The organism is Nocardia sp. NPDC006982, assembly GCF_042869435.1.
Taxonomy (GTDB): Bacteria; Actinomycetota; Actinomycetes; order Mycobacteriales; family Mycobacteriaceae; genus Nocardia.
Genome location: NZ_JBIAFV010000015.1, coordinates 117135 through 140289, shown reverse-complemented (window position 1 = coordinate 140289; position 23155 = coordinate 117135). Strand labels below are relative to the sequence as shown.

Annotated in this window: 24 protein-coding genes; 5 read left to right on the top strand and 19 right to left on the bottom strand. The window is 66.3% G+C overall.

Features of this window, described 5'->3' with window-relative positions; all coding sequences use genetic code 11:
* Nucleotide 1: 1 nt before the first annotated feature.
* Nucleotides 2-1435, bottom strand: a complete 1434-nt coding sequence (gene mycP, locus ACFYOW_RS38815; protein ID WP_387295232.1) for a type VII secretion-associated serine protease mycosin — start codon at nt 1433-1435, stop codon at nt 2-4.
* Complete coding sequence (gene eccD / locus ACFYOW_RS38810; protein ID WP_387295229.1) at nt 1432-2907, bottom strand: type VII secretion integral membrane protein EccD; 1476 nt, start codon at nt 2905-2907, stop codon at nt 1432-1434. Before eccD ends, mycP begins: the two co-directional genes overlap by 4 nt.
* A gap of 270 nt (nt 2908-3177) precedes the next feature.
* Here eccD and eccA point away from each other — a divergent pair, with 270 nt between their 5' ends.
* The gene (eccA, locus tag ACFYOW_RS38805; protein ID WP_387295314.1) at nt 3178-4998 is read left to right on the top strand and encodes a type VII secretion AAA-ATPase EccA; all 1821 of its coding nucleotides are present in this window, start codon (nt 3178-3180) and stop codon (nt 4996-4998) included.
* 4 nt (nt 4999-5002) lie between these two features.
* Here eccA and eccB read toward each other — a convergent pair whose 3' ends face one another.
* Nucleotides 5003-6508, bottom strand: a complete 1506-nt coding sequence (eccB, locus tag ACFYOW_RS38800) for a type VII secretion protein EccB (RefSeq protein ID WP_387295227.1) — start codon at nt 6506-6508, stop codon at nt 5003-5005.
* Nucleotides 6509-6732: 224 nt separating this feature from the next.
* On the opposite strand from eccB, the gene eccE reads away from it, so the two are divergent.
* Entirely contained in the window at nt 6733-8463 is a 1731-nt protein-coding gene (eccE, locus tag ACFYOW_RS38795) for a type VII secretion protein EccE (RefSeq protein WP_387295225.1), read from the top strand.
* Nucleotides 8464-8525: 62 nt separating this feature from the next.
* On the opposite strand, the gene ACFYOW_RS38790 is transcribed toward eccE, so the two are convergent.
* The 12 genes from ACFYOW_RS38790 to ACFYOW_RS38735 all read right to left on the bottom strand — a co-directional run bounded on the left by ACFYOW_RS38790 (nt 8526) and on the right by ACFYOW_RS38735 (nt 16915).
* On the bottom strand, nt 8526-8816 hold the full coding sequence (locus ACFYOW_RS38790) for a hypothetical protein (RefSeq protein WP_387295223.1): 291 nt from the start codon (nt 8814-8816) through the stop codon (nt 8526-8528).
* A 48-nt stretch (nt 8817-8864) separates the two neighbouring features.
* Nucleotides 8865-9167, bottom strand: coding sequence for a WXG100 family type VII secretion target (locus ACFYOW_RS38785; protein ID WP_387295221.1), 303 nt, complete (start codon nt 9165-9167; stop codon nt 8865-8867).
* A gap of 98 nt (nt 9168-9265) precedes the next feature.
* The gene (locus tag ACFYOW_RS38780) at nt 9266-10072 is read right to left on the bottom strand and encodes an ESX secretion-associated protein EspG (protein ID WP_387295219.1); all 807 of its coding nucleotides are present in this window, start codon (nt 10070-10072) and stop codon (nt 9266-9268) included.
* Complete coding sequence (locus ACFYOW_RS38775) at nt 10069-11040, bottom strand: PPE domain-containing protein (protein WP_387295217.1); 972 nt, start codon at nt 11038-11040, stop codon at nt 10069-10071. The genes ACFYOW_RS38780 and ACFYOW_RS38775 overlap by 4 nt, the downstream gene beginning before the upstream one ends.
* 29 nt (nt 11041-11069) lie before the next feature.
* On the bottom strand, nt 11070-11402 hold the full coding sequence (locus ACFYOW_RS38770; RefSeq protein WP_387295215.1) for a PE family protein: 333 nt from the start codon (nt 11400-11402) through the stop codon (nt 11070-11072).
* A 25-nt stretch (nt 11403-11427) separates the two neighbouring features.
* Complete coding sequence (locus ACFYOW_RS38765; protein ID WP_387295213.1) at nt 11428-12705, bottom strand: hypothetical protein; 1278 nt, start codon at nt 12703-12705, stop codon at nt 11428-11430.
* A 2-nt stretch (nt 12706-12707) separates the two neighbouring features.
* Nucleotides 12708-13019 (bottom strand): type VII secretion target, encoded by a 312-nt coding sequence (locus ACFYOW_RS38760; RefSeq protein WP_387295211.1) that lies wholly within the window; start codon nt 13017-13019, stop codon nt 12708-12710.
* 138 nt (nt 13020-13157) lie between these two features.
* Nucleotides 13158-13457: a YbaB/EbfC family nucleoid-associated protein gene (locus ACFYOW_RS38755; RefSeq protein WP_387295209.1), complete on the bottom strand. Its 300-nt coding sequence runs from the start codon at nt 13455-13457 to the stop codon at nt 13158-13160.
* A gap of 29 nt (nt 13458-13486) precedes the next feature.
* Nucleotides 13487-13828: a hypothetical protein gene (locus ACFYOW_RS38750; protein ID WP_387295207.1), complete on the bottom strand. Its 342-nt coding sequence runs from the start codon at nt 13826-13828 to the stop codon at nt 13487-13489.
* Between the two features lie 12 nt (nt 13829-13840).
* Entirely contained in the window at nt 13841-14626 is a 786-nt protein-coding gene (locus ACFYOW_RS38745) for an ESX secretion-associated protein EspG (RefSeq protein ID WP_387295205.1), read from the bottom strand.
* The gene (locus ACFYOW_RS38740) at nt 14623-16443 is read right to left on the bottom strand and encodes a hypothetical protein (protein WP_387295203.1); all 1821 of its coding nucleotides are present in this window, start codon (nt 16441-16443) and stop codon (nt 14623-14625) included. Before ACFYOW_RS38740 ends, ACFYOW_RS38745 begins: the two co-directional genes overlap by 4 nt.
* A 121-nt stretch (nt 16444-16564) precedes the next feature.
* Complete coding sequence (locus tag ACFYOW_RS38735) at nt 16565-16915, bottom strand: hypothetical protein (protein WP_387295201.1); 351 nt, start codon at nt 16913-16915, stop codon at nt 16565-16567.
* 41 nt (nt 16916-16956) lie between these two features.
* On the opposite strand from ACFYOW_RS38735, the gene ACFYOW_RS38730 reads away from it, so the two are divergent.
* On the top strand, nt 16957-17082 hold the full coding sequence (locus ACFYOW_RS38730) for a hypothetical protein (RefSeq protein ID WP_387295199.1): 126 nt from the start codon (nt 16957-16959) through the stop codon (nt 17080-17082).
* 99 nt (nt 17083-17181) lie between these two features.
* Here the strand turns inward: ACFYOW_RS38730 and ACFYOW_RS38725 are convergent, their stop codons facing one another.
* Entirely contained in the window at nt 17182-18426 is a 1245-nt protein-coding gene (locus tag ACFYOW_RS38725; RefSeq protein WP_387295197.1) for a hypothetical protein, read from the bottom strand.
* Between the two features lie 219 nt (nt 18427-18645).
* Between ACFYOW_RS38725 and ACFYOW_RS38720 the strand changes: the two genes are divergently transcribed.
* The gene (locus tag ACFYOW_RS38720) at nt 18646-19395 is read left to right on the top strand and encodes an MFS transporter (RefSeq protein ID WP_387295312.1); all 750 of its coding nucleotides are present in this window, start codon (nt 18646-18648) and stop codon (nt 19393-19395) included.
* A 57-nt stretch (nt 19396-19452) separates the two neighbouring features.
* A complete protein-coding gene (locus ACFYOW_RS38715; RefSeq protein ID WP_387295195.1) occupies nt 19453-20118 on the top strand; it encodes a response regulator transcription factor in 666 nt (221 codons plus the stop codon).
* Here the strand turns inward: ACFYOW_RS38715 and ACFYOW_RS38710 are convergent.
* From ACFYOW_RS38710 to ACFYOW_RS38700, 3 genes are all read right to left on the bottom strand, one after another.
* On the bottom strand, nt 20115-21716 hold the full coding sequence (locus tag ACFYOW_RS38710; RefSeq protein ID WP_387295193.1) for a hypothetical protein: 1602 nt from the start codon (nt 21714-21716) through the stop codon (nt 20115-20117). The genes ACFYOW_RS38715 and ACFYOW_RS38710 overlap by 4 nt on opposite strands.
* 194 nt (nt 21717-21910) lie before the next feature.
* A complete protein-coding gene (locus ACFYOW_RS38705; protein ID WP_387295191.1) occupies nt 21911-22336 on the bottom strand; it encodes a hypothetical protein in 426 nt (141 codons plus the stop codon).
* A gap of 102 nt (nt 22337-22438) precedes the next feature.
* On the bottom strand, nt 22439-23092 hold the full coding sequence (locus ACFYOW_RS38700; RefSeq protein ID WP_387295189.1) for a hypothetical protein: 654 nt from the start codon (nt 23090-23092) through the stop codon (nt 22439-22441).
* Nucleotides 23093-23155 lie beyond the last annotated feature (63 nt).

Sequence of the window (23155 nt, the reverse complement as noted above, 5' to 3'; positions counted from 1 at the left end):
TCTACTGCTCTGTTACTTCGGACTCGAGATCGACGGAACCACGAGCGCGCCGGAACGGAATCGACAGTGCCGCACCGAGTCCCAGCACGATAAGACAGGCAATCGAGCCGATGATCGCGATACGGCGCGGCAGCGGATCGGGTCCCGCGGGATGTACCGGCGCCGCCATCACACGTGGGATATCGGCGCCGACGCTCACCGGCTTATCTGGTAGTTGCGCGGTCAGCGCGGCCAGCGGATCGATCAGGCCGTGGCCGACCCGATCGTCGCGGCCCGGGCCGGGCGCCTGTGCGGTGCGGGTAATTCGATCGATCACCTGTCCGGCAGTGAGTTCCGGGAATCGGGACCGGACCAGTGCGGCCAGTCCGGCGACATAGGGCGCGGCGAAACTGGTGCCCTGGATGGTTCCGGTGCCCTCCTGGGTGACCGCGCCGTTGACCAGTCCGGTGCCGCCCGGCTTATTGTCGAGCGAGACGATATTGCGCCCGATGGCGGCGGCGCCGACCCACGGCCCGTGTAACGACAGCGCCGAAGGCGAGCCGTTCGGATCGATGGAAGCCACGGTCAGGACGTAGGGCTGGAACCACGCGGGACTCGCGACGGTCTGCACGCTGTCCCAGCCGTCACCGTCGTTCTGCTTCTCGCAGGCACCGCCGTTCTCCACATTGCCCGCTGCGGCGACTACCACCACGTTGTGGTCGTAGGCGTACTTCACCGCGGCACCGAGCGGAACGTCAGCGGTGTCGGTTCCGGCTGCGCTGCACGAGACTTCGGAAATATTGATAACGGTGGCACCCATATCGACGGCGCGCACCACCGAGGCGGCCAAGGCGAGCACACTGCCGTAACCGGAGCGCACCATGGCATCCGGCGGCTGGTCGCCGCCCGCGCGATCCTTGCGCTCGTAGTGCGTGCTCAACTGGCGGATGGTGAGGATCTCGGCATCGGGCGCGACACCGACGAAGGCATCGTCCGGGCTTGGGCGCGCGGCGATGATGCCCGCGACGAGGGTGCCGTGGCCGTCACAGTCGACAGTGCCGTCGGAGTCCGAGACATAGTCGCCGCCGGCTTGCAGTGCGGGCAGTCGCGGATGCCGATTCACGCCGGTGTCGATGACCGCAACCTTTTGTCCCGCACCGCGACTGAATTGCCAAGCGGCCGGCAGGCCGAGTACACGCTGCGGCAGTGGCGGCTCCGCGGGCGAACCACCGATGAGCGACAGTTCGGCGCAGACGACCTTCTGCTCCGTCGGCTCCAACGGCGCGGGCCGACCGCTGAGCGCCTGCGCGGGTCCCAGCGCACCCGGGTCGATCCTCGGTGGTGGGACGGCACCGGCCGGAACGGACCAACCGAGCACGGATGCACCGAGAACCGCTGCGGCGCAGACGATTCCGGTACCGCGCCGCCAGCCGGGCTTACTCGCCCGAGCAGTCATATGTTCCTGGCCATCGAATACACTCCCATGATCCACAGCACCAGCGGGATCACCGCGACGATCAGCAGATATTCGACGATCTCCATGGCTCGGCGGGTCACCGGCGTCACCTCGAGGTGCGGACCGATCACACCGAACACCAGCACCCCCGCCGCGACGGCCAGCAGCAGCACACCCGCGAGCAGCAGCAGATCCGAATCGCCGAGGGCCAGTCCGGTGATCAGGCCGATGACGATGACGCAGCCACCCGCGATCAGCGCACCGGCCTGCACCAGATCGGCGAAGGAACGGCCGCGCAGACTGATGATCACCGCGGCGATGATGGCGAGCGTAATCCCTTGCCAGCGTGCGGATCCCAGCGGATCGGCGGCGCCGAGCGCACCGACGACCGCGGCAATGGCGCAGGCGATGAGCATGCCGGTCTGGTACTGGTTGGCAGCCCTGGCCCGCTCACCGAGTCCGGCGGCCGAGGGCAATGCGGTCGCGCCGATCGCGCCGATGCCCTCGATGGTCGGGCGCGGTTCATGATCGGCCGGATCGATCGCGCCGCCCGCGGTCGGCACCGGTGGGATCGGCAGCCGGGCCAGCACCGCGGCCAGCCGCGGCACCGCGGAGATCAGTGTGATGGCCACCACCAGGATGGCGGCGGAGATCTTGGGCAGGTCGGAATCCCAGATCATCCGCACCAGTGCGGCGATTCCGCCGAACAGCGCGACGGTCACCGCGGACGCGGCGAGCGCGGCACCGGTCGCCGTGGCGCGATAGATCACAGCCGCGGCCACCAGCGTGACAGAACAGCCGAGCAGCAGATGCGGACTGCCGAGATCGCCTGGCACGAATAGTGCTGCGCCGCCGAAGAACAACAGCAGCGCACACAGTGACAACCAGGTGGCCGTCAATTGGTCCGCGTACTTACGCGCCGCGATGCCCGCGGCAACGGCAGCGATGATGGCGACACCGGTCGCGAGGAAGGGCGCGGCCAGACCATCTCCGTGCGCACGCCCAGCGGCGAGCAGCAGCAGCGCGAGCAGCACCGCCGACACCGCGGCGACCAGACCGGTCCAGCGGGCCGCGGTGGGCGACCAGCCGCGGAAATCGACACTGGTGAGCCGGGATACGGCATCGATGACATCGTCGAAGAGCGCGGGCGATTCCTTCGCGGTGACCGAGCGCAGCACCAGCAGTTCGCCGTCGAACACCTCGGCCTCGGTGAGGCTGCGGCTCGGTGCGATGGCGTCTCGGCCCAGCCGGGCCAGCGTCCAGTGTTCGGTGTGCAGTGGGGTGCCGCCGTCGTCGCTCTCCACCACATCGGGATTGCGCGATTCGATCAGGGCGACGAGATCACCGATAAATGTGGCGATCGGCACGGTCGCCGGAAGCCCGACATCGAGCTGGGTATTTCCCCCGATGACGGAGACTCGGCACAGTTCGGGTTCGGCGGCGCGGGTGCCACTGCTCAACGGTTCGGTCAATTGCGCACCGATCCCAGCTCTTTACGGAACGATCCAAACACTTGCGCCCGGTTTCCTACCTGTCGAACCAACTCTACGACTCGGATCCACTCTCGCACGAACGTTCCCCCGTCGCATGTGGTCGTCGCACACTTTGCAACCTATCGGTAGCAAAACATAATGTATCGGACGAGCCGATCCGACGCGATCGCTAAGCTGGTCGGAAGATGTACGCGGACAATCACGCAACAAAATAGATAGCTCCAACCAACACTTCGGGGTTTGACAGCAATGACCGGCAACCGCCAAGCACAACGGGCCTTCGACGCCGGAATCCTGTCGCTGGGCCTGACCATCGATGGACAGGAATCGGCTCGCGATCTCGAGTACGCGAAACTCGCGTTTCAGCGTGCCACCGAGTGGGATCCGACGATGTGCGACGCCTGGCTGGGCCGGGCCGCGGCGGGTGAGGTCACCACCGAGGTGCTCTACAACCTGTACAAGAACAGTGGGACAACACTTTTCCGCGAGCAACGCCGGTTGGGGCTGGCGCCGCGGGCATTGGCCGGACGCTTCCTGGCCGGGCTGTACATCGACTACCCGCTGGCCGGCTACACCGAAATCTGGCTGGCCCAAGCGGCGCAGTTGATTTCCGAGAAGGAGTACGACGAGGCCGAACGGGTGCTCGACGAACTCGCCACCCATCGCGCCTCGATGCTCTCGGATACCGATCGGGAGATCGACGACCGGATCTGCGCGTATATCCGTGGCGTACTGCACTTCAACACCCAGCGCTGGCCCGATGTGATGGCCGTGCTCGCCGGATCCGCCGAATGGGACGACCCGTATCTGGCTGCGGGCGCACACGTGATGGTCGGCTCGGCATGCGCCCAGCTCGGTCTGTTCGGCGAGGCAATCCGGCGCATGGAACAGGCCGAGGCGGGCCCGATCCCGGCGGCCAGGACCACCGCCATGTTCTGCCGCGGACTGTGCCTGCGCGAGACCGGTAAAGAGACCGAGGCGCAGGCCCTTTTCGAGAAGGTGTATTCGCAGGCACCGGATTTCGCCGCCAATACCGCAGCCATGCGCGATCGCACCTACCGGCTCACGGTGACCACCAAGGAGTCGATCGACGCGCGCACCGACCGCTGGGATCCGGCCTCGGCACCGTCGGTGGAGGCGATGCAGACCGCCGACGCCGAGGACCGCGCCAAGAAGATCCTGGCCGACGCGCGCGCCGAACTGGATTCCCAGATCGGCCTCGAATCGGTGAAAACGCAGGTCGCGAAGTTGCAGGCGACCGCGCAGCTGGCCAAGATCCGGGCCGAGAAGGGTATGGCCAGCATGGCCCGCGGCAACCACTTGGCCTTCACCGGTCCGCCCGGCACCGGTAAGACCACCATCGCCCGTGTAGTGGCCAAAATCTATTGCGGCGTCGGTCTTCTCAAGACCGATAAGGTCGTCGAGGCCAAGCGTGTGGACTTCGTCAGCCAGAATCTCGGCGGCACCGCGATCAAGACCGACAAGCTGATCGATACCGCGATGGACGGTGTGCTGTTCATCGACGAGGCATACACGCTGATCCAGACCGGTTTGCAGGGCGGTGACGCGTTCGGCCGCGAGGCGGTGGATACATTGCTGGCCAGGATGGAAAACGACCGCGACCGGCTGGTGGTGATCATCGCGGGCTACGACGGCGAGATCGACCGGCTGCTCGCCGCGAACGACGGTCTGGCTTCACGTTTCGCCAAACGCTTGCAGTTCCCGTCTTACACTCCGACCGAACTCGGGCAGATCGGCAGCCTGATCGCTCGCTCGCGCGATTCCGAGTTGTCCGAGGGGGCAATGGAACTGCTGATCGAGGCCTGTGGGCGGCTGTACGAGACCGAGCGCGTCGACCAGAGCGGGCAGCCGCGTCGGGGCATCGATCTCGCGGGCAACGGTCGATTCGTGCGCAATATCATCGAATCCGCCGAGGAGGAACGCGAATTCCGCCTGGCCAATGACGAATCGCTGGATCTGAGCGCGGTGGACGAGACGGTGCTCATGCGCATCGAAGCGCCGGACATGCAGGCCGCGCTCACCGGTGTGCTGGCTTCGCTCGGCGTCTGAAGATTCAGTTTCCGACGGGCAAGATATCGTGCTTGACCAGCGCATCGTTCTTCGACAGCGTCGGTCCCGGCACCAGCTGACCGATGATCGACCAGGGGGCCAGGCGCGGTTCGCTGCCGAGTCCGAGTACCTGGGCGGTGGCGATATCCGGGATGCCGTAGCGGATTCCGTTGTCCGCCACATAGAACAGGCCACCGCGCCGCAAACTGCCCGGCTCCGTTCCGGTTACCTGCACGAACTCCCCCGAAGCCGGTGGGATGTAGGCGGAATCGACCCGATCGCCGGTGCCGTCGGAGGTGGCCAAACTCACCGGTTCAGCCGAGGCCGGCAGCGGCAGACGGTTGCCCGCGAGCAGGGTGATAGTGGCTCGGTCGGTGGGGCTTTCGGTCGCGTCGTTGGCGGGTTCGGGGCCCTTTGCCCAGCTCAGGCAGGTGACCGGAGCGTCCTCGGCGGAGACGATCTTCGGGGTGGTCGCCGGGAAGTGGTCGAGGGAAAGCTGGTGTAGCACCGGCATATTGGTCAGCACGTCCGGTGGTTCGGCCTTGATCTCGCGCATGCCCTGGGAATTCGCCGTGCGGATGACCTGCGCGGCGAAATCGGTGACCGGCTGCACACCGTCGGCGAGCACCACATACAGCTGGGACTGATCGGTGCGGCCGGTGCCGCCGACCGCGATGACCCCGCCGATCGGCACATCGGAAAGCTTTGCCGGACCGGGCTGTCCGGCCTTCGGAATATCCGGTACGGCCAGGGGCGGAACTGCGATGGCGGCATCCAGCAGGCCGGTGCCGACCGGCCGCGGCTTGTGCCCGGCCAGGTTCAGCGCCCGTGCCAGCACCGAGTTGCCGGGATCGACTTCCGCCCGCTTGCCGTCGTAGATCAGATACGACTTATCGGCCCGCCGCACCAGCAATGCATCCGATGGGCCGAGAGCCCGAACGCGTTCGTCCAGTTGGGGTTTGCCCGCGAAGACCGCGGTTTCCACGCCGGTCGCCGCGGCCGCGCTACCGGTGATCGAGAGTTGCACCGTTTCGCACAGCGACCAGTCCGAGCGGCCGCCCTGCGTCGAACCGGGCAGTGCCGCGGGTGCACCGGGGATACCGAGCATCGGACCGCGTGGCATCGACGAAAGCTTCGAATCCTTCACCGATTTCGGCGATTCGCTGCTACCGCTGATCAGCCGGGCCGAGGCCAGGTTGAGCACCGGGTGCAGGCGTTTGTCGTCCTTCTTGTCCTCGGATTCGGCCACCACCACATACAGCGCGCCGCTGTCCTTGCCGATCACGATGTTCGCGTCGCCGATCGCGCCCTGCGGCCGCAGGAAGGCCAGGATGGCCGCGCCTGCCACCACGAGCAGGCCGAGGGTGGCGCCGACGAGCATCGAACGCAGCTGAGATCGCATGGGGTCGTGCAGCATCCGCACATCGCGTCGGACCAGTGCGTGATCGAGCCGGCGCAGCAGAAAACGGTAGCCGTTGACCTGGGCCTTGGTGGTCAGCTGAGCCGGCACATGGTCTCCATCGAACTACGGGAAGGACAGGATAATTACAGTATCGTTCGGTGCCGCGGTGTCAATCCAGCAACAATTGGGCAAACTATTTCCCATCCGCGCGCACTGGTGTGGCGCGGTACTGTTATCGCAATACTGGTCTGATTATCGGGGACGGGGCTGTGAACAAACGCGATACCGACTCCGGAGCGAACGCGCGTGAATTAACCGGAAACGAAAACTCCGTGAACGCGACGCACACAACGTTACGCGATCCGGAATTCTGGCTGCTGCGTCAAATGCCTTTGCGACACATGATTCCGCTCGCGCTGATTGCCGCGATCGCGGCCTGGATCGCAACGGCGCTACATGCGCCGACGGTCGCCGTCATCGCGGTCGCCGCGATCGTTCTCATTGCCGGCGCGGTACCGGTGCGTCGGCGCGAGCCACGCAATATCGTCGGCATGCTGGCGCGCACGATCGCTTTTCGCTGGCGGCGGACCCGGCCCGGCCCCGCCGATGCCGGCCAGGCCGCCTTCGATGTGCCGCTGCCCGAGGGCGGCAGTTACGGCGTCCGCTGGGACGGCAATCTGCTGCTCACCATGCTGCGCATCGATCCGCCGCCGGATGCGCTGACGCTGCTGCGGCGGGGTTCGCTGTCCACCGACCAGGTGCTTCCGCTCACCGAAATCGGCCGCTGCCTCAGTCAATTCGATATCAACCTGGCCTCGATCGATGTGATCAGCACCGGTGCGCGGACCGCGGGCGGCGGCCCGGTGGCCCAGCTCTACGACCGCATCCTCGGCCCACTGCCCGCCATCGCGCATCGCACGGTCTGGCTGGTGCTGCGGCTGGATCCGCTCGCCAATGCCGAGGCCGTGGACAACCGCGGCGGCGGCGGCGCGGGTGCGCTGCGAACCGCGATCATCGCGACCCGCCGGGTGGCCAATCGACTCGCAGGCCGTGACATCTCGGTATCGGTGCTCACCGCGGGCGAGATGAACAGTGCGGTGCGCCAACTCACCCGTGGTATCGCACTGGACGGATTCGTCGAAACCCCGAAATCGCTGGTGCACCAGGGCCTGTACCTCACCAGCTATGAGATCGGCCCGGAGTTGATCGGGTCGCGCGGCTTCGCCGATATCTGGGCCACCCCGAGCCTGACCACCACGGTCACCGTGCGACTGCGCCCCGGTGCACAGCGGCCCGGCGAAGGTCGCGAAACCGGTTCCCCGCCGATCAGGCTCGGCGCGCTGGTCCGCTTCGACACCGCGGCCGAACCGGTCGAGCCGCCCGTGCCCGGCCTGCGCAACCTGCCGGGTGAGCAATTCCGCGCGCTGCTGGATTGCCTGCCCGCCCGCACTGCTCGACGCGACGGTGACAGCGCGGGTGACTACCGCGGACCGCTCGCCGCGCTCGACGGCATCGTCGTGCCGACCGCCGGTTGCGGTCAGCTGATCGGCGCCGATAATGCGGGGCAGGGCATCGCGGTACCGCTGATCGGTGACGGCACCAGACATCTCGAGGTGATCGGCCGATTGGATCTGGCCCAGCAGGTAATCCTGCGGGCCATCGCCCTCGGCGCGCACACCGTCGTGCACACGGACCGGCCCGAGGCCTGGCAGTCCATGGTCGCCAATGTCGCTGCGCCGCATTCGCTCTCGCTGGCACCGCGGTTCGCCGGTGCCGGGCATCACGTCGTCCCGCCGCAGCCCGGCGGGCCCATACCCGCCGCGACGGTCGTGGTCTTCGACGGCATCGCCCCCACCGCGCTGACCGGTGGCGCGACCATCGTGCACGTTCGCGCGCCCGAGCAGCCCGACGGGCAGTTCGATGCCGATATCGTTCTGGTGCAGGATATTTCGGCTCCCAACCTGATCACGGTGCGGACCTCGACGGCCAGCGCGACGGTCAATATGGTCACCACTCCGGACGAGATGTGGTACATCGGCGAATCCCTCGCCGCGGCACGGTAATCGAACGAGTACGGCCGGTCCGGAAGCGTGACGCTCCGGACCGGCCGTGTAGTGCTGGTGTTTCAGGCCCCGAAGCCGTCACCGATCTTGCTGTCGGTGCCGAGCGCGCGGTGCAGCGAGTTCTCCACCGCGGCGGCCACATTGTTGAGCGAGGTGAGCGTGTCACCGTACTGGGAGTGCCAGGCGTCGTAGACCCGCTTGAAGTCGGCGTGGGCCACGTTGCCCTCCCACGCCACCTTGAGCACGCCGCCCGCGTCCTCCATATCGCTGCCGTACTTGACCAGGTCGCCGTGCAGGGTGACCAGATCGTTGAACAGAGCCGTCATCGGACCCTTGGCATATGTCATAGTCATGGTGATTACCTCCGAATCGAAGACTGAATAGTGTGTCGGCCCAAGCGATTACAGGCTGATGTGCTCGAAACCTTCGCGGTTCTCCTGCTCCATCTGGATGTACTGCTGGGTACCGTGACCGACCTGCTCGGTAATGGCGTTGAGCTTCTTGTGCAGCTCCTGGGAGGCCTGAGCCCAGTTGGTCGAGGCCGCGACGAACGCCGCCTTCGCATCGCCTTCCCAGTGCGTCGCCGCGGCGACCTCGTCATCGATCTTCTTCAGCGTGCGCTGCATGTTGTCGACCGCGGCGGCCATGAACTCCTCGGCCTTCTTCGCGGTCGCCTCGTCTACGTGTACACCTTCACCACTCATCGTGGACACCCTCTCGTGTAGTGATTCCAATGCCCGGAAACGATGTCGGGTGACATCGCCGGAAGGTCGGCGGCTGACTTACTGCGCGCCCCCAGGGTCTACTGCGGAAGCCACCTTCCCCCGGGCAGTGATTCGATCAAGGCCGAAACCGCTTGCGCGATACGGTGATCGGTGCCCGGTGTCACCGTGGACCAGACCTGCTGATCCGCAGCAATCCCGGGCGCGGCCACAATGCGACCGCGTCCGGTGTCATAGACCGCGACCGCACCGGGCGGCCGGGTGGTCCTACCGTCGAGATGGGCGTAGGCCACGATCTCGGCGAAGGCATGGCAAGAGGCGAAGGCCAGCCCATAGGCGGTGGCGTCACGATCAGCGACGCCTAGTGCGTAGACAGCGTCCGCATAGTCTTCGGAGCTCTGTGCCGCGGCGAGTCGCTCGCTCAATTCACTGGACAGCGCGCTGAAGTTGGTCACCTCCGCCGGAGTTCCGGCTCCGAGCGCCTCGAGCAGCGGGCGCACCAGCGCCGCACCCGACCCGTCCGCCCAGACGGTCCGCACGTCGAAGGTGTCGCCGGTGCGCACCGCGATGGCATGCTGTTCGCCGCGGCGGGCCAGGCAGATCCGGGTCACGGCCGGCGTTGCGTCAGGCCCGGTCGCATAGATGCGGGCGACCAGCTCGCGATCGGGCTGGGCCAGCGTGAACATGGCATCGGCCAGTTCGGAGTCGACATCGCCCTCGGCGTCGAGCACGCCCGCGCCGACCAGTTCGGTTACCGCGCGCCGCTGCGCCTCGGCCCATGCATCGAACAAATCCTGTTGTGGCCCAACGGAAAGCACCAGCGGCAAGGTCTGGACACCGAGTCGCTCGGCGACCGCGAGCAGGCCGTCATTGGTCATGGTCGTCATTCGGCACCTCGCGATGCCGTCTGGCCGGTGACCGCAGGTGCTTCCGGAGCGCCGAGTACCGCCGGGGCTGCGGCGATACCGAGATCGGCACCGATGGCGTCGCCGGTTACTGCGGCTGCGCGGGGTGCGTATTCCTCTTCCTCGGCTCCGCCGCCCGCCGCCGTCGCGCCGGGAACCATCGGCAGCGCACTGGAACTCGCCGTGGAGGTCGGAACCGGTTGCGGTGTGGTCACTTCCACCGGCGCAGGCGCTTCGGTGAAGACCGGTGCCCGATACGGCTGCGACTTCGTGAGCGTCGGGACCGCACCGATTCCGCCCGGCATGAACATCCCGGGCGTGATCGCGGGCATTGCCGAAGTCGCGGCCGCCGTCGGCGCGCTCGTTTCCTCGGCCGCCAGTGCGGCGGGCGAGGCGATTACCGGTGGATCCTGCTGAATCCACGGTGTCGCAAGCGGTTCGGTCACCGCCTCATAGGTCTGCATCACCCGCGCGGCCGCCGCCTTCGCCATATCGGCGTCGGTGTCGGCCTGGGCGGCCACCGCCTTGATCGGTGCGCCGAGCGCGCCGCCGATCGATTCGAGCATCCGCTGCACCGCCTGGATGGCCTCGATCTCGGCGGTATGCGGCATGGTCAGCCGGGCCAGTTCATAAGCGGCGGCTTGGGTTTCGGCGCGCACCGCATTATTGCCTGCGGCCGTCGCGGCGTCTGCGAGCCAATCGCGCAACCGCGAAATCCGGTCCAGCACCGGGCCACTCGTCGTGGATTGCCACGCACCGCGCATCGACGCGACGATCAGTTCGTATTCGGCCACCGCGGTACCGAATCCGGCGGCCAGCCGGGTCCACGCGGCACCGGCCTCGGCCATCGGTGCCGCGCCGGGACCGGTGGACAGTTCACGCGCCAGCCGGTCCGGCTCGCGCGCGCCCCAGACCACACCGGTGAAACCAGGCTGCGGTGGTTCGATCATGGTGGCTCCGTGTCGTATTCGCTGTGGTGTCAGGCCGCGCCGGGGACGCCGAAGTCGGCGACACTGTCGTTCTCGGCGCGACCGAACTGTGCGGCCTGCGCGCGCAGCGTCGCCGCCAGCTTGCGCAATTCCACGATTCCGGCGGTCGCGCTCTGGCCGTAGGAGGCCGCGACATCGTTCATCGTCTGCGCCGCGCGCCCCGAAACCTCGTCGACGCCGGCCGGGGGCACCGTCAATGCGGGCGAGCCCTCGCGCAGTTCCGCTTCCAGTCGGGCCGCGAGCCCGTCGAGCCGGGTGGCCGCGTCCCGGGCCGCTGCCGGATCGAACATCACTCCATCGAAATCCGTACCGCCGCTTGCCATCGCAACCTCCTGAATCAACGAACGCTTAGAGGGTGAGTTCCTTATCGGGTGGTGGCTCCGAGATCTGTTCGGTCGCGCCGACCACCGGCAGCGAGACCCCCTCGATCGGTCCGACGACCTCTTCGCCGTGTTCGGCATTGACCAGGAAACCGGGCATATCGCCGCCCGCATCCCCCGCCCCGCGCGCACCTGCCGCGCCCGCCGCGCCGTAGGGCATCATGCCCGGGCTGCCCGGCGCACCGCTGACGCCACGTACCGCGGCAGCGGGTTCCACTGCCGCGGACCCGGTTCCGGTGGCATTGAAGCCGGGCATACCGCTGAGTCCGGCGGTGCGGGGTCCGCTCCACGGGCTCAGTGGTGTCGATATCGGGGCCGCGCCGATACCGCCCACACCGCCGCCACCACCGCCTGCGCCACCGCCCGACGCGCCGTGCTCGGCCTTCTCCGTAGCTTCGCGCTGCTCCTTCGCGATGGCGTCGGCCTGCATTTTCTGAGCCTGCGTCGCGTTCTGCGTCGTCACCTGGGTGAGCGTCTGCGCGCCGGTCTGCGCCATGGTCATCAGCGGGGTGAGCAGCTGCATCACCTGCTGCATCGAGTCGACGCCCTTGGGGGCGTGGGTGACCTCGACCTTCTTGCCCACGGCGGTCATATTCGCCGAATGCGCGGTCATTTCGACCCGGGTTTTGGTCACCACCGCGATGCCCTCGGTGATCGCCTCCACGGTGGCCGCCGCGATAAACGCTTGTCCGCCACCGGTTGCCAGCCACGGCGTCGCCGCGGCGACGGTGGCCATGTACTTGGCGATGACCGACGCCATCAGCGCGCCGCCGGTCGCCACCGAGGTCGCGCCACCGGCGAGCGACGCCTTCTCCTGCGCGCTCTGCGTGGCGAGTTCCGCGCCGTTCGCCGCGGCCTGTCCGGACTTGTTCGCGGCCTGCATCGCGGCCAGGCCCTGCCACAGCGACATGACGGTCTGCAATGCCTGGGTGCCGAGCTGGATCGCGGTCTGCGCGGCCTGCGCGGTGTCGGAGAGCACCTTGGTCGGGTCGGGTCCGCCGCCCGCGGGCGCGCCGAGATTTCCGGTGCCGAACCCGCTCGCCATATCGGTGAGCGGCCTGGCCAGTGCGGCCAGATCGATGACCGGCAGCGGCGGCAATTCGGGCAGTGGTGGCAGCCCGGAGATTTCCGGAAGTGGGCCGAGGCCCATATCCTTCAGGATGTCGTTGACCGGTCGATCGATCAGCGGCGCAAGGGCACTGCCGCGCAGTAGATCTACGATCGACGGGTCGAGCGGCGCAGTCATTGCTAGACGCCGGCAGCGCCGAATTCGGTGCCGGATGCCGCCTCGGCCGCCTCATAGGCAGCAGCGCCCTGATGCGCGGTCAGCGCGGTACCCGCGTGCACACCGGCCAGTTCGAACATCGAACTCACGTGATTGGACTGCGCGTAGGCGAACGCCATCAGAAAGTCCTGGCCGATCAAGCCGAATACCGGCGCGGCCGCCGCCACGGTTGCCACCTGGTCGAACGCACCGGCAGTCGCGACACCGGTGGCCATGGCCACTGCCGAGTCCCCGTACGCGCGAATCGCATCAGGCGTTGCCACGAGTTCGCTCATCGTGATCCCCCATCCCGTAATGGAATTGACCGACTCTTCATCGAACCTATCAATCGAACTGCAATGCCCGAAAGCAAATTTGCACAAACTCAAGGTTCTTGACAAAAGTTCTACGGGGACAGCGTGAACGTCGGGTGTCTACTCGGCAACTTCCTCGTTGAAGGCAGTGACCAATTCGCTACGTCGCTCGAATGCCTGCCGCACTGCGGCGGCCGCTGTCGCTACCAGCGTCAACTCGAATTCCGCCGGTGTCATCCGCGAAACAGCCTGGGAGAACTGCAGATCCAGCAATGCTCCGTTACCGTCGACCTCGACGGTGATCGAACCGTCCTGCGCGGTCTCCCGCCCGCGCACCCCGGCCATATCGTCGGTCAGATCCCGGATCCGATACAACCGCCGCTGCACCCCGGCCATCAGTTCGTCCATGGTCTCGTACACGATGAAAACTCCTCTCGGACAACGGGGAACTACACCTGACGCAACCAACTGTCCGGCTCGGTCTCGTACTCCTGCTCTTCAGCTAATTCCTGGCGCGCAACATCTTCGGCGGTCGGCAACCCGCTCAGCGCCAACATCTGCGCGGGCACTCCCGCCGCTGCCAACTCCGCCCTACGCGCCATCCCGGCCCGATTGGCCGCTTGCCTGCACAGCCGCAACACCTCGGCCGCCAATGCCTGCGGATCGCGCTTCAACTCGGTCGCTTCGACCGAAATACCAAGTGGCAGACCCTGTTCCGTTGTCCGCACCGAGATCGCGCCGCTGCGCGAGGTCGCGGTCCATTCGGGAATACCCGGTTGTGTTTCGGCCATAACGGCCACCTTTCAGACTCGCTCGTCCTTGATCGCACGGACCACCTCGGCAACTCGCGTATTGATCATCGCGGTGAGGTTTTTCGCATCGATGGCACGCGCCACCGGCGGATTCTGGTCGTCGATCGCATAGCGGCCGTCGTCGCGAATGTCGCGCCACTGCAGCCGATGTCGAGTGATGCCGCGCGGGCCGAAACGCGACCACCCCTGGATCACATCGATCGTCCCGGAACAGGAGGTCGGTAGTGCCAAGAATTCCGCGGAGCGATCGGCGATCGTATCCTCGAAGGAATCGTGCACCACCGATCGGCCGAGCGAGTAATCCAGGCCGTCGCCCTCGTCCTGGGTGGACAGCACCACGGTGGCCCGGCGTCCCGGCTCGACCTCCGGCAGCGCTCGCACGATGGCACCGGCGAGATCGACCGCATCGCATTCGGTGATCGTGAAACCACCGGAATGCCAGTATGTTTCGCCGGACAGCTCGGAGAAGACATAGCCGCGGTCGCCCCGGCGGACACCGTGCAGCCGAACCGGCACGTCCGGCTGCCACGGTTCGGCCGGGTCGTAGCCTTCGGCGACGATGCGCAGATCCGGGAAGGCCAGCACGTCCAGCACTTCGTCGAACGACCGGTCTCCGGAGTGCCGCAGCCGCGCCAGCGCATCCTGTTGTTCCCGGACATAATCCTCGTTCACCCAGGTGCGACAGGTGTAGACGAATGGTTCCGGCAGGTAGTCCTGCTTCAACGCCTCCCACTGGACGATGAATTCCAGGTCGGTGAACTTCCAGGTGCGATTCATTGCTCGACAACGGGTTTGACGACGACCGGCGCGTCGCCGAGCGCCTCTTCGATGTGCTCGACCGAATCCAGATACGCGGCCCGCTTGTGTTCCTTGTTCTGCCCACCGGCACCGTGGCCCGCGGGTCCCATGCCACCGGGTGAACCCGGCTGGCCGGTGCTCGCGATGCCCGCGCGGCTCGCCGTCGCGGCCGCGGCCATCTCGGCAGCCGCCGCCCGCGGGAACAGCTTCGAATTCTGCAGGCTATTGGGTGAAAGATTGGCTCCGGCACCGCTACCCGCACCGCCGCCTGCGCCACCGCCCTTGCCCGCGCCACTACCGCCGCCCGCTTTGAGCGCGTCCTTGCCCAGCCCGGACAGGGCGGACGGCAGACCGGCGAGACCTGCTGATTGCATATCCTTGGCCGCCGCGGCCTGCGCCTGCTGGGCCGCCGCCTGTGCGGCCTGGTCCATTGCCTGCTTCACACCATCCAGGCCCTGCTGCGCGGACTGACTGGCTTGCTGGGCCGCTTGCTGCGCGGCCTGCTGGGCTGCCTGCTGCTGCGCGGCCTGCTGCTGCGCGGCATCGCGCTGTGCGGCTTCTCGCTCGGCCTGCTGACGCTGCTGTTCGGCCTGCTGGCGTTGCTCGGCCGCGGTCTTCTCGGCCTGCTGGGTTGCCCTGCGCTGTTCGGCGAGCGCCTGCTGAGCTGCCTGCGATTGGGCGGCCGAGGTCCCACCCTTCCCGGTGCCGCTCCCGCCGGTGCCGCCACCGGGTCCGGTCTGCTGGGTCTGCTGGGTCTGATTGGGCGACGGCGACGGCGCGGTCGGCTGCACCACCGGACTCACCGGCTGAACCATGAGTGGAATCGCATTGCTGGATGCCGCGAGTCCGGGTACATACCAGTCGTTGAAGATCCGCCTGGCCTTGTCGACTTCCTCACGCGCGTACTGGGTCCCGACCGTTTCCGGCGTGATATTGGGAGTATTCGCCTGCACCGCCCATAGCCAGCCCGAGGTGTTGAGCAGATTGCTGGCGACCAAACGCATGCCGTCGACCATGTTCTGCACACCGGACACATAGGCCTGAACCGCGCCGCCTGCTTTCACGGCGGCGTCACTGTTCCAGTCATCCGAGGTCTGCATCGCGGTCATCTGGTTGCCCAGGTTCGCGGCAGGCCCGGTCACGTGCTCGGCCATATCGCTCCAGATGCCGGAGGCGTCGGAGGTGTGCCCCATCCCGTTGATCAACGATTGGTGCCAGGAGTAGGCGGTCGGGTAATCCAGGACACTGGCCGGCTCCGGACGAACCGGTTCGGTATCGCGTCCGTCCTTCTCGTTGGCATATTGCTTCAGGTCGGCCGGTGGTCCGCCGTATTTATCGGTTCGGCCGGTCTTCCCGCCCCAATCCGGAATCTTGGTGGTGCCTTCGGCGGGCAGACTCCAACTGCCGTGGCGTTCGGCGGAGCGGGTATTCCTGAGCCGATCGAATCCGGAGGTATTGGCCTCCTCGGCGGCGGTGTACAACTTGCCCGCGGTAATGAACTGCTGTGCCAGGTCCTGGAGAATGGTCTTGTGGCTCTTGGCCCGGTCGTTCAGATCGCGGCCCGTGCGCTGGAACTTTCCCTGCAGCGCGATGCCGGAGGGGAGATTCCCGAACCCATCGACCTTCTCGACGAAGTGTGTCCAACCCTCGATGGTGTCGAAGACGTCGTACAGGTCGATGGCGTACTTGGCCAGGGTTTGCAGACTCTTCTGCTTGACCGTCAGATGCTGTGAGTCCTTGCCGATATCGTCCCCGGAGAGTTGCCACGGATTGGGCTTGTCATCTGTCGGCGCCATTGGTCAACTCCTGTCCCGCTCGGTGCTGCCTCGACGCGCGGTGTGCGCCCCCTCGCGTCGCCCCTAATCCGCGCACATATGACACCGATCATCCCATGAGCTGCGTGAACGGTCGGTGACCTCATCGTGAATCATGCTGGCGCTCATGGGCCCTCCGGCTTTTCGTTCGGTGCGGCAGCGTCAGATTCACAATCGGATCGGGCCGCGGCCGCGCCACATCGCTCGGCAGATCCGATTCGAAGAGTTCGAACCACCGTGTTCGCGTGCCATCGCTGTGCAGCTGGAAACCCCAGATCTCGGACTTTTCGCCGAGCAGCTCGATGAGCCGCCCCGATTCGGTCGGTGCAATCGGCTGGTCTCGCACGGGCAGGTCACGGCTCTGCTGGGACACCTCGACCAGCTCGCGGCGCTCGCCCGGCGCACCGACCATCCGGCGCTGCACCGTCGGGTCGCCCGTTGCGGTCCGTGTCATCGCCTCGACCAGCGGATCGGCTCGCGTCTCGAACTAATTCCATGCCGTTCACGCAGGTCAGTGGCGATGAGGTCGGCCAACGCATCGATCGGGACGGTCCGGCCCCGCTGCCCGATCCGTTCCAGTTCGCGCAATCCGGTCCGGAAATCCTGATCCACATCGGGTAGACGGTGAGTTCGACTGTCGTCCGCCATCGAATCCCTCCTAGCTCACCCCGGCACCCCTACACCCAGCTCGGACTTCGACGTCAGTGGCCTCACCTCGGGCTATAGCACAATTCGATCATCGCATGTACGTCTGCCGTCCAAAAGGTGAATTCCCACCGCATGAACTCGATTCGGCCGCGGCGCAAGCAACTCGGCCGCCGACAGCTGACGCGTCGCGGCTTCGATGTCGCCGTCGCGACCGAAGATGTCCACCAACAGCTCTCGGCTGACCTCCCCGCGCTCTGCGGCAGTCAGCAAGCGCGCCACCGCGGTTCGTGTTCGGGTGCCCGGATCTCCCGACAGTAACCGGGCCACCGTCTCGATCACGGTGTGCGACTGCCAGATTTCCGGCATCGCCACACCGCACTGCTGCACCGAAGGCGATTCCCCGCAGTACCACCGCTGACCGTCCCACCAGAAGCAGAACGAGAGCAAGCCGACGGCCGCGCGCGGGCTCAGCACCGCATTGGTCACCCAATCCGGTGCTCCCGCATAGAGATTCGGCAGGTCGATGCCGCCGTTATAGGCCGCGTTCAATGCCGGTGCGTCCCACACTCCGCCCGATAGCACGGCGCGGCCGCCCGGCACGGCGTACAGCGTGGAGCCGCTGCTGCCGGTCCCGCCGCTTTCGAACCAGCCGTTCGACGGCACGACCCGCGGTCCGCGATCGGACGAAACGGCAACGTGCGCGGCCGAAATCATCGCCCAGCGGGCCCACAACTGCGGAAACGACGGAAGTTCCGAATCCACCGGCCGCGCGGTCACCCCGTGCGCCCGGTCGACGAGCGCGGCGGCCACGGCGCGGCGCGGGCGGCGACACTGCCGGTCACGGTGACTCATGTAGGCCGCCAACCACACCGGCAGTCGCGGCCGCGGATACGCCGCCACATCGGCGCGATACGCCTCCGGGCGGAAGAGCTGGTCGGCCGGGAACGGCTCGTCGCCGTAGTCGTAATCGACCTCGACATAACCATATGCGTTGGCCCGCAACAACAGTCGCCACCACGGCTCGGTGCCGGACGCGGCGATCTCGGCACGGTACTGGCGGACCAGCGCGACTACCGACTCCGGCACTTCCAGGCGTACCGGCCGATGCTCGCCGGTGAACTCGACGCGCGCCGACTCGACGGTCACGGTCAATGCGAATACCGCGTTCAGACGCTGCCAACCGCGTGGGCCGAGTTCCCCCAACTCGCTCGCGATGCGCGAAACCAACGTGTCGGTGTATCGGCCGTGGTCGGCGACGACGGTATCCGTCGCCCGATCACCACCCGTCACGGAATCGCTACGCGATGCTCGAGTCATTGTTCTCGTTCCTGTTCCAACACAATCGATTCACCGATCGCGCGCTGTTGTTTCGATTGCTGGGCAAGTAGTCGCCATCGATGTCTTTTCGATAGTGGCACGCGGATCGGCGCCCGCATCGCGTTACCGATGGTGACTAACTAAAGAGACTGTTAAGAATTCGTTCCGGCCTCCAACCAGGGCATCTGCGACTTCGACGGCCGAATTATCAAAAGCTGAATTAGTTTCGGACTTTTTCCTGAGAGCGATTCCACCGCACAGCTACTAAATTCGGCTGCCGTGTTCGCGGTCGGCTTGCTGATGCGCCCGATCGGCGACCGGATGCTCGGCCGCTACGCCGACCGCTTCGGCCGCCGCGCCGCACTGAACCTCTCGGTGACCGTGATGGCCGCGGTTTCGCTGCTGATCGCGGCCACGCCCGGATGTCAGACGATCGGCATCGCCGCACCGGTGCTGCCGGTGCTGGAACGGCTGCTGCGTGGACTCTCACTCGGCGGCGAATACGCAACCAGCGCAACGTATTTGTCCGAGGTGGCTTCGCCGGGTAAGCGCGGATTCTGCTGGCGCATTCCGTTCCTGATCGGCGCGGGCGGTGCGCTGCTGATCATGTGGTTGCGGCGCAGCATGGATGAATCCGAGCAATTTCAGGCCGAATCCGATCATCAGGCGCGCGGATTGCTTCGGGTACTGCTGCGATACCCGCGCGAGTGTCTGATTGTTTGCGGACTCGACCCGGATTCGGGCGCTCGGTGTCGGCCTGCGTACGCGCTGACCGTCGCGATCTTCGGCGGCACCGCGGAGACCATCGTGCTGGCGCTGAAGAAAGCGAACCACGAATCGCTGTACTTCAGGTACGTCGCGATCTGTATCGCGATCTCGTTGACGATCTACTCCTTCATGCGGGAGACCTCGAAGGACTCCGCGATCGAGGCGCAAGCCGATGCCAATGCCGAGGTCGCCGTGCGTTGAGCATGGCTATCCGCAAAACGGCTGCGCGTCGAACCTTCGTTTTGCAAGGATCGGCGCGTGCGGCTTGTACTGGTGGAAGACGATGACGGAGTCGGGGAAGCGCTGCAGGCCGCGCTCACCGCTCGGGGCTACCTCGTCGACCGCAAGCGGCGCGGCGCGGACCTACTACGCACCCACCGCGACTACGACGCAGTGATCCTCGATCTCGGACTACCGGATATGGACGGGTTGGAGGTATTGCGACGGCTGCGTGAAGTCAGCACGGTCCCCGTCCTGATTCTCACCGCCCGGGCCAGTGAGCGCACCGTGGTGCTCGCGCTGCGCTCCGGCGCGGATGACTACCTGGTGAAACCGCCGCGCATCGCGGAGCTGGTCGCGCGGCTGGAGACGGTCACCCGTCGCGTCGTTGTCAACTCCTCACCGGTGGAAGCGGTTGTCTCCCAAGATGTTCGGGTGGATCTGATAGCTCGGCAGGTCGAGGTGGCCGGGGTGCCGATTATGCTGACTCACAAGGAGTTCCAGCTGGTTCGGATCCTGGCGGAACGACCCGACACCGCAGTCAGCAGGCAAGAGCTGATGGACCGCATCTGGGGCGACTCGTCGGCCTCGGTATCGCGGGCACTGGATGTGCATATGGCGGGATTGCGCGCGAAGCTCGACCGGCCCGGTTTGATCACCACCATCCGCGGCTTCGGCTATAGCTGGCGCACCGACCGATCCTAGGCCTGCACCGAACCGTGCCGCTGCTGGAAGCGCTGCTCGAACTCCGCGGCATAGACCGAAGGCGCCACCGATGACGAAGATTGTTCCAGCACACCGTCATCGGCGACATAGAAGATCGCGCGCCCGATCGAGATCTCACCGCGTTCGGTCGGCACGTACACCATCCAGCCGACGCTGATCCGGTCTGCACGCAGATTTTTCAGCGGATAGCCGGTGGTGTCCATATTCTGATCCAGAATGAACTGGCGGACCTGGGCCATCGCGGCGTCCCGCGAGATCGGCTCCGGCAAGGTGATCGTCACACCGGCCAGCGTGAGCTGATAGAGGGCGCTGTCGATATCGAAGGTGCCGTCGTCACCGAAGACCTCGACGAGCGTATCCCGGGTCACCACACCGATTTCCGCCGCCGACACCAGATTCGCCACCGCCGCGCGCTGCCCATCGCTCGGCTGCTCCGCGAGCAACCCCGCGACCACGCCTGCCACCGTATCGGAGGTCCAGATGCCGGGCACCGCTTCGCTGAGCCGGTCCGCGGTCGGCGACTCGCCGCGATACCACCGACCGCCGTCCCACCAATAGCAGAACGACAACAGCCCGCTGGCCGCGCGCGGATTCAACACCGGATTGGCGACCCACTCCGGGGCGCCCGCATACAGTGCGGGCATCGGCGTCGCGCCGTTGTAGACGGCATCGAGTTCGGGCGCATTCCATACGCCACCGGACAGCACCGCGCGACCACCCGGCAGGGCATACAGGGTCGACCCGCTGCGTTTCGAACCTTCGAACCAGCCGAGAGCAGGCAAAACCCTTGGTCCCCACTGAGATCCGGCGGCCACGAAAGCAGCCGCGATAATCGCCCAGCGGGCCGACAGCACCGGGAAGGCCGGGAAGTCCCGCTCGGACAGCACCGGGCGCACGCCGGTCTCCCGGTCCGCCCTGGCCTGCGCGGCCGCGGCGGCCGCCGGGCGCGATTGCCGGTCACCGTGGCCGATATAGGCCGCGAGCCAAACCGGCAGCCGGTCGCGCGGATACGCCTGCAAATCCGCGAGATAGACCTCGGGAAGGAATAGGTGATCGTCCGGGAAGGGCTCGTCACCGTAGTCGTAATCGACCTCGATCTCGCCGGTGCTCGCCAACTCGATCAACAGCCGCCACCAGGGGCCATCGCTCAATTGAGCGGAAAGATGCCGCTGTTCGCGGACCAGTTCGACCACCTCATCGGCAGGCTGGACCCGCGCCTCGCGCTGCTCGTCATCGGCGAAGGTCACCAACCCGATTTCGGTACTCGTGGTGATCGCGAAGACGGCCTCCAGGCGCCGCCAGCCCGGTGGGCCACCGGCGGCGAGCGCGCGGGCGATCCGGCGCATGAGCTGTTTGGCTTGCTCGGCGACGTCTACCGGTTCGTCGAGGGTGAAGCCGATATCGGGGGCGTCCTCGTCTTCTTCCTCGGTTGGGTTGGCGTCGGCCGCGTCGAAGGCCTTCATGAACTCGGCCATGAACTCCGCGTCGCCATCCGGTACCGCCGCGCGCTGCTCGTGATTCGGGGTCGGCTCTTCATTCGACTTGTCGCCGCGTGCTTCGCCATCAGGTGTGGTCACGTCGCCGCAATCTCCCTCATCTGCGCACCGCGCATAGGAACGCACGCACAATGCCCGAGCTTATTACCGTTCCCATCCTGGCACAGCGCCGAGATACGCGATTCACGAAAGCTCGGGGCTTAACCCTCCCTGAAGGAAGAGCGCCCGACCCGACTCACTGCGTCAGGCCGCCTCGTTAGTCGATGGGGTAGTTGTTACGCGGTGGGCTGGGTGAATTCGCCGTCTTGCATACCTGCGGTGAAGACATCCAGTTCGCGGACCGCACGGGTGTCGTTCCAGGGCTCTAACAGGCGCCGCGTTTCGGCGTACTTCTCGCGCACTCTCGGCGAGGTGTTCGTGCGTGAAAGTGCTACCGCTTGTTTCGCGGCGGCCACAGATCGGTCGAGATCGAGGGGCGCGGCGATTCGGGAGAGGCGTAGCAGCGTCAAAGCTCGGTGGCGTGTCGCGTTTTCGGGGATGAACTGCAGCGATTCGTCAACCGACTCTGCAGCGCTGCGGCGATCACCCGTCGCTTCCAGAACGGAGCCTGTGACATCGCTGGTCACCCAGCCCGCCATCCAATACGCGTACGAATCTTCAGGCGTTGTCTCCGTAATGTGTTCTCCAGAAACGGCTTCCAACTGTCGGCGGGCTTCTTGTCGCCGATTGGCATGCGCGAACGCCTGTGCAGATCGCAGCGCACGGTAGTTACGAGCCGGTTGGACCCGCCGAAATACCGGCCATTACTTTCCGTCGGGATGGCCGACGGTGGCGAGGGCGGTGGTCCAGTCGGCGACGATGGCGTCCTGGGCGTCGGTCAGGGCCACCTTGCCCGAGCAGATCAGCGAATGCAGTTGGTTCTCGACGGTATCCTTCGGGTTGTTGGGTCCGGCGCCGGGCTTGTGGTCGGGGGAAGGCGGCTCCACCCACAGGTTGCGCGGGTCGTTGGGGTCGCCGCCGAGTTCCAGCGAGACCAGGTGGTCGTATTCGGCGTCGTGCAGCGAACCGGTGTACCCGTAGGACTTGGCGTTGGCGTCCTTTTCCCGGTTGGTGATGTTGGCCGGCGGGCGGATCGAGGATGTGTAGCCGCTGGCGCAAATGGTGCTGCCCAAGGTGTCGGCGGTGACCTTGGGGTTGGTCGCGCCCGGGGTGCACGCCGGATCCGGTAACGGCTGACCGCTGGCGGACTTACCGAAATGGCAACTGCCCTCGGCCGGTTGCGGCTGCACCGTATAGGTTCCCGACGGGCCCGGACCGACCGGCACCCGTGCGGCCTCGTGTGCGGCGGGCGGATGCGGCACGGCCTGGGATATCGGTTTCGAATTCTGGTGTGAGCAACCGGCTGTCAACAGCGGCACGGACATCAATGACACCAGCAGGAGCTTGCGCGTATTCATGACTTCCTTCGGCAGACCTTCATCTGTACCCAATTGTGCGGTACTGCAGCCGAATTAGCTGGC

Coding starts and splice junctions, on each gene's coding strand:
- ACFYOW_RS38745 (WP_387295205.1), bottom strand. CDS start 14,626: ATGAATCGCACCTGGAAGTTCACCGACCTGGAATTCATCGTCCAGTGG.
- ACFYOW_RS38740 (WP_387295203.1), bottom strand. CDS start 16,443: ATGGCGCCGACAGATGACAAGCCCAATCCGTGGCAACTCTCCGGGGAC.
- ACFYOW_RS38765 (WP_387295213.1), bottom strand. CDS start 12,705: ATGACTGCGCCGCTCGACCCGTCGATCGTAGATCTACTGCGCGGCAGT.
- ACFYOW_RS38725 (WP_387295197.1), bottom strand. CDS start 18,426: ATGACTCGAGCATCGCGTAGCGATTCCGTGACGGGTGGTGATCGGGCG.
- ACFYOW_RS38785 (WP_387295221.1), bottom strand. CDS start 9,167: ATGAGTGGTGAAGGTGTACACGTAGACGAGGCGACCGCGAAGAAGGCC.
- ACFYOW_RS38780 (WP_387295219.1), bottom strand. CDS start 10,072: ATGACGACCATGACCAATGACGGCCTGCTCGCGGTCGCCGAGCGACTC.
- ACFYOW_RS38760 (WP_387295211.1), bottom strand. CDS start 13,019: ATGAGCGAACTCGTGGCAACGCCTGATGCGATTCGCGCGTACGGGGAC.
- ACFYOW_RS38775 (WP_387295217.1), bottom strand. CDS start 11,040: ATGATCGAACCACCGCAGCCTGGTTTCACCGGTGTGGTCTGGGGCGCG.
- ACFYOW_RS38770 (WP_387295215.1), bottom strand. CDS start 11,402: ATGGCAAGCGGCGGTACGGATTTCGATGGAGTGATGTTCGATCCGGCA.
- ACFYOW_RS38750 (WP_387295207.1), bottom strand. CDS start 13,828: ATGGCCGAAACACAACCGGGTATTCCCGAATGGACCGCGACCTCGCGC.
- ACFYOW_RS38790 (WP_387295223.1), bottom strand. CDS start 8,816: ATGACTATGACATATGCCAAGGGTCCGATGACGGCTCTGTTCAACGAT.
- ACFYOW_RS38735 (WP_387295201.1), bottom strand. CDS start 16,915: ATGACACGGACCGCAACGGGCGACCCGACGGTGCAGCGCCGGATGGTC.
- ACFYOW_RS38730 (WP_387295199.1), top strand. CDS start 16,957: ATGCCGTTCACGCAGGTCAGTGGCGATGAGGTCGGCCAACGCATCGAT.
- mycP (WP_387295232.1), bottom strand. CDS start 1,435: ATGACTGCTCGGGCGAGTAAGCCCGGCTGGCGGCGCGGTACCGGAATC.
- ACFYOW_RS38700 (WP_387295189.1), bottom strand. CDS start 23,092: ATGAATACGCGCAAGCTCCTGCTGGTGTCATTGATGTCCGTGCCGCTG.
- eccA (WP_387295314.1), top strand. CDS start 3,178: ATGACCGGCAACCGCCAAGCACAACGGGCCTTCGACGCCGGAATCCTG.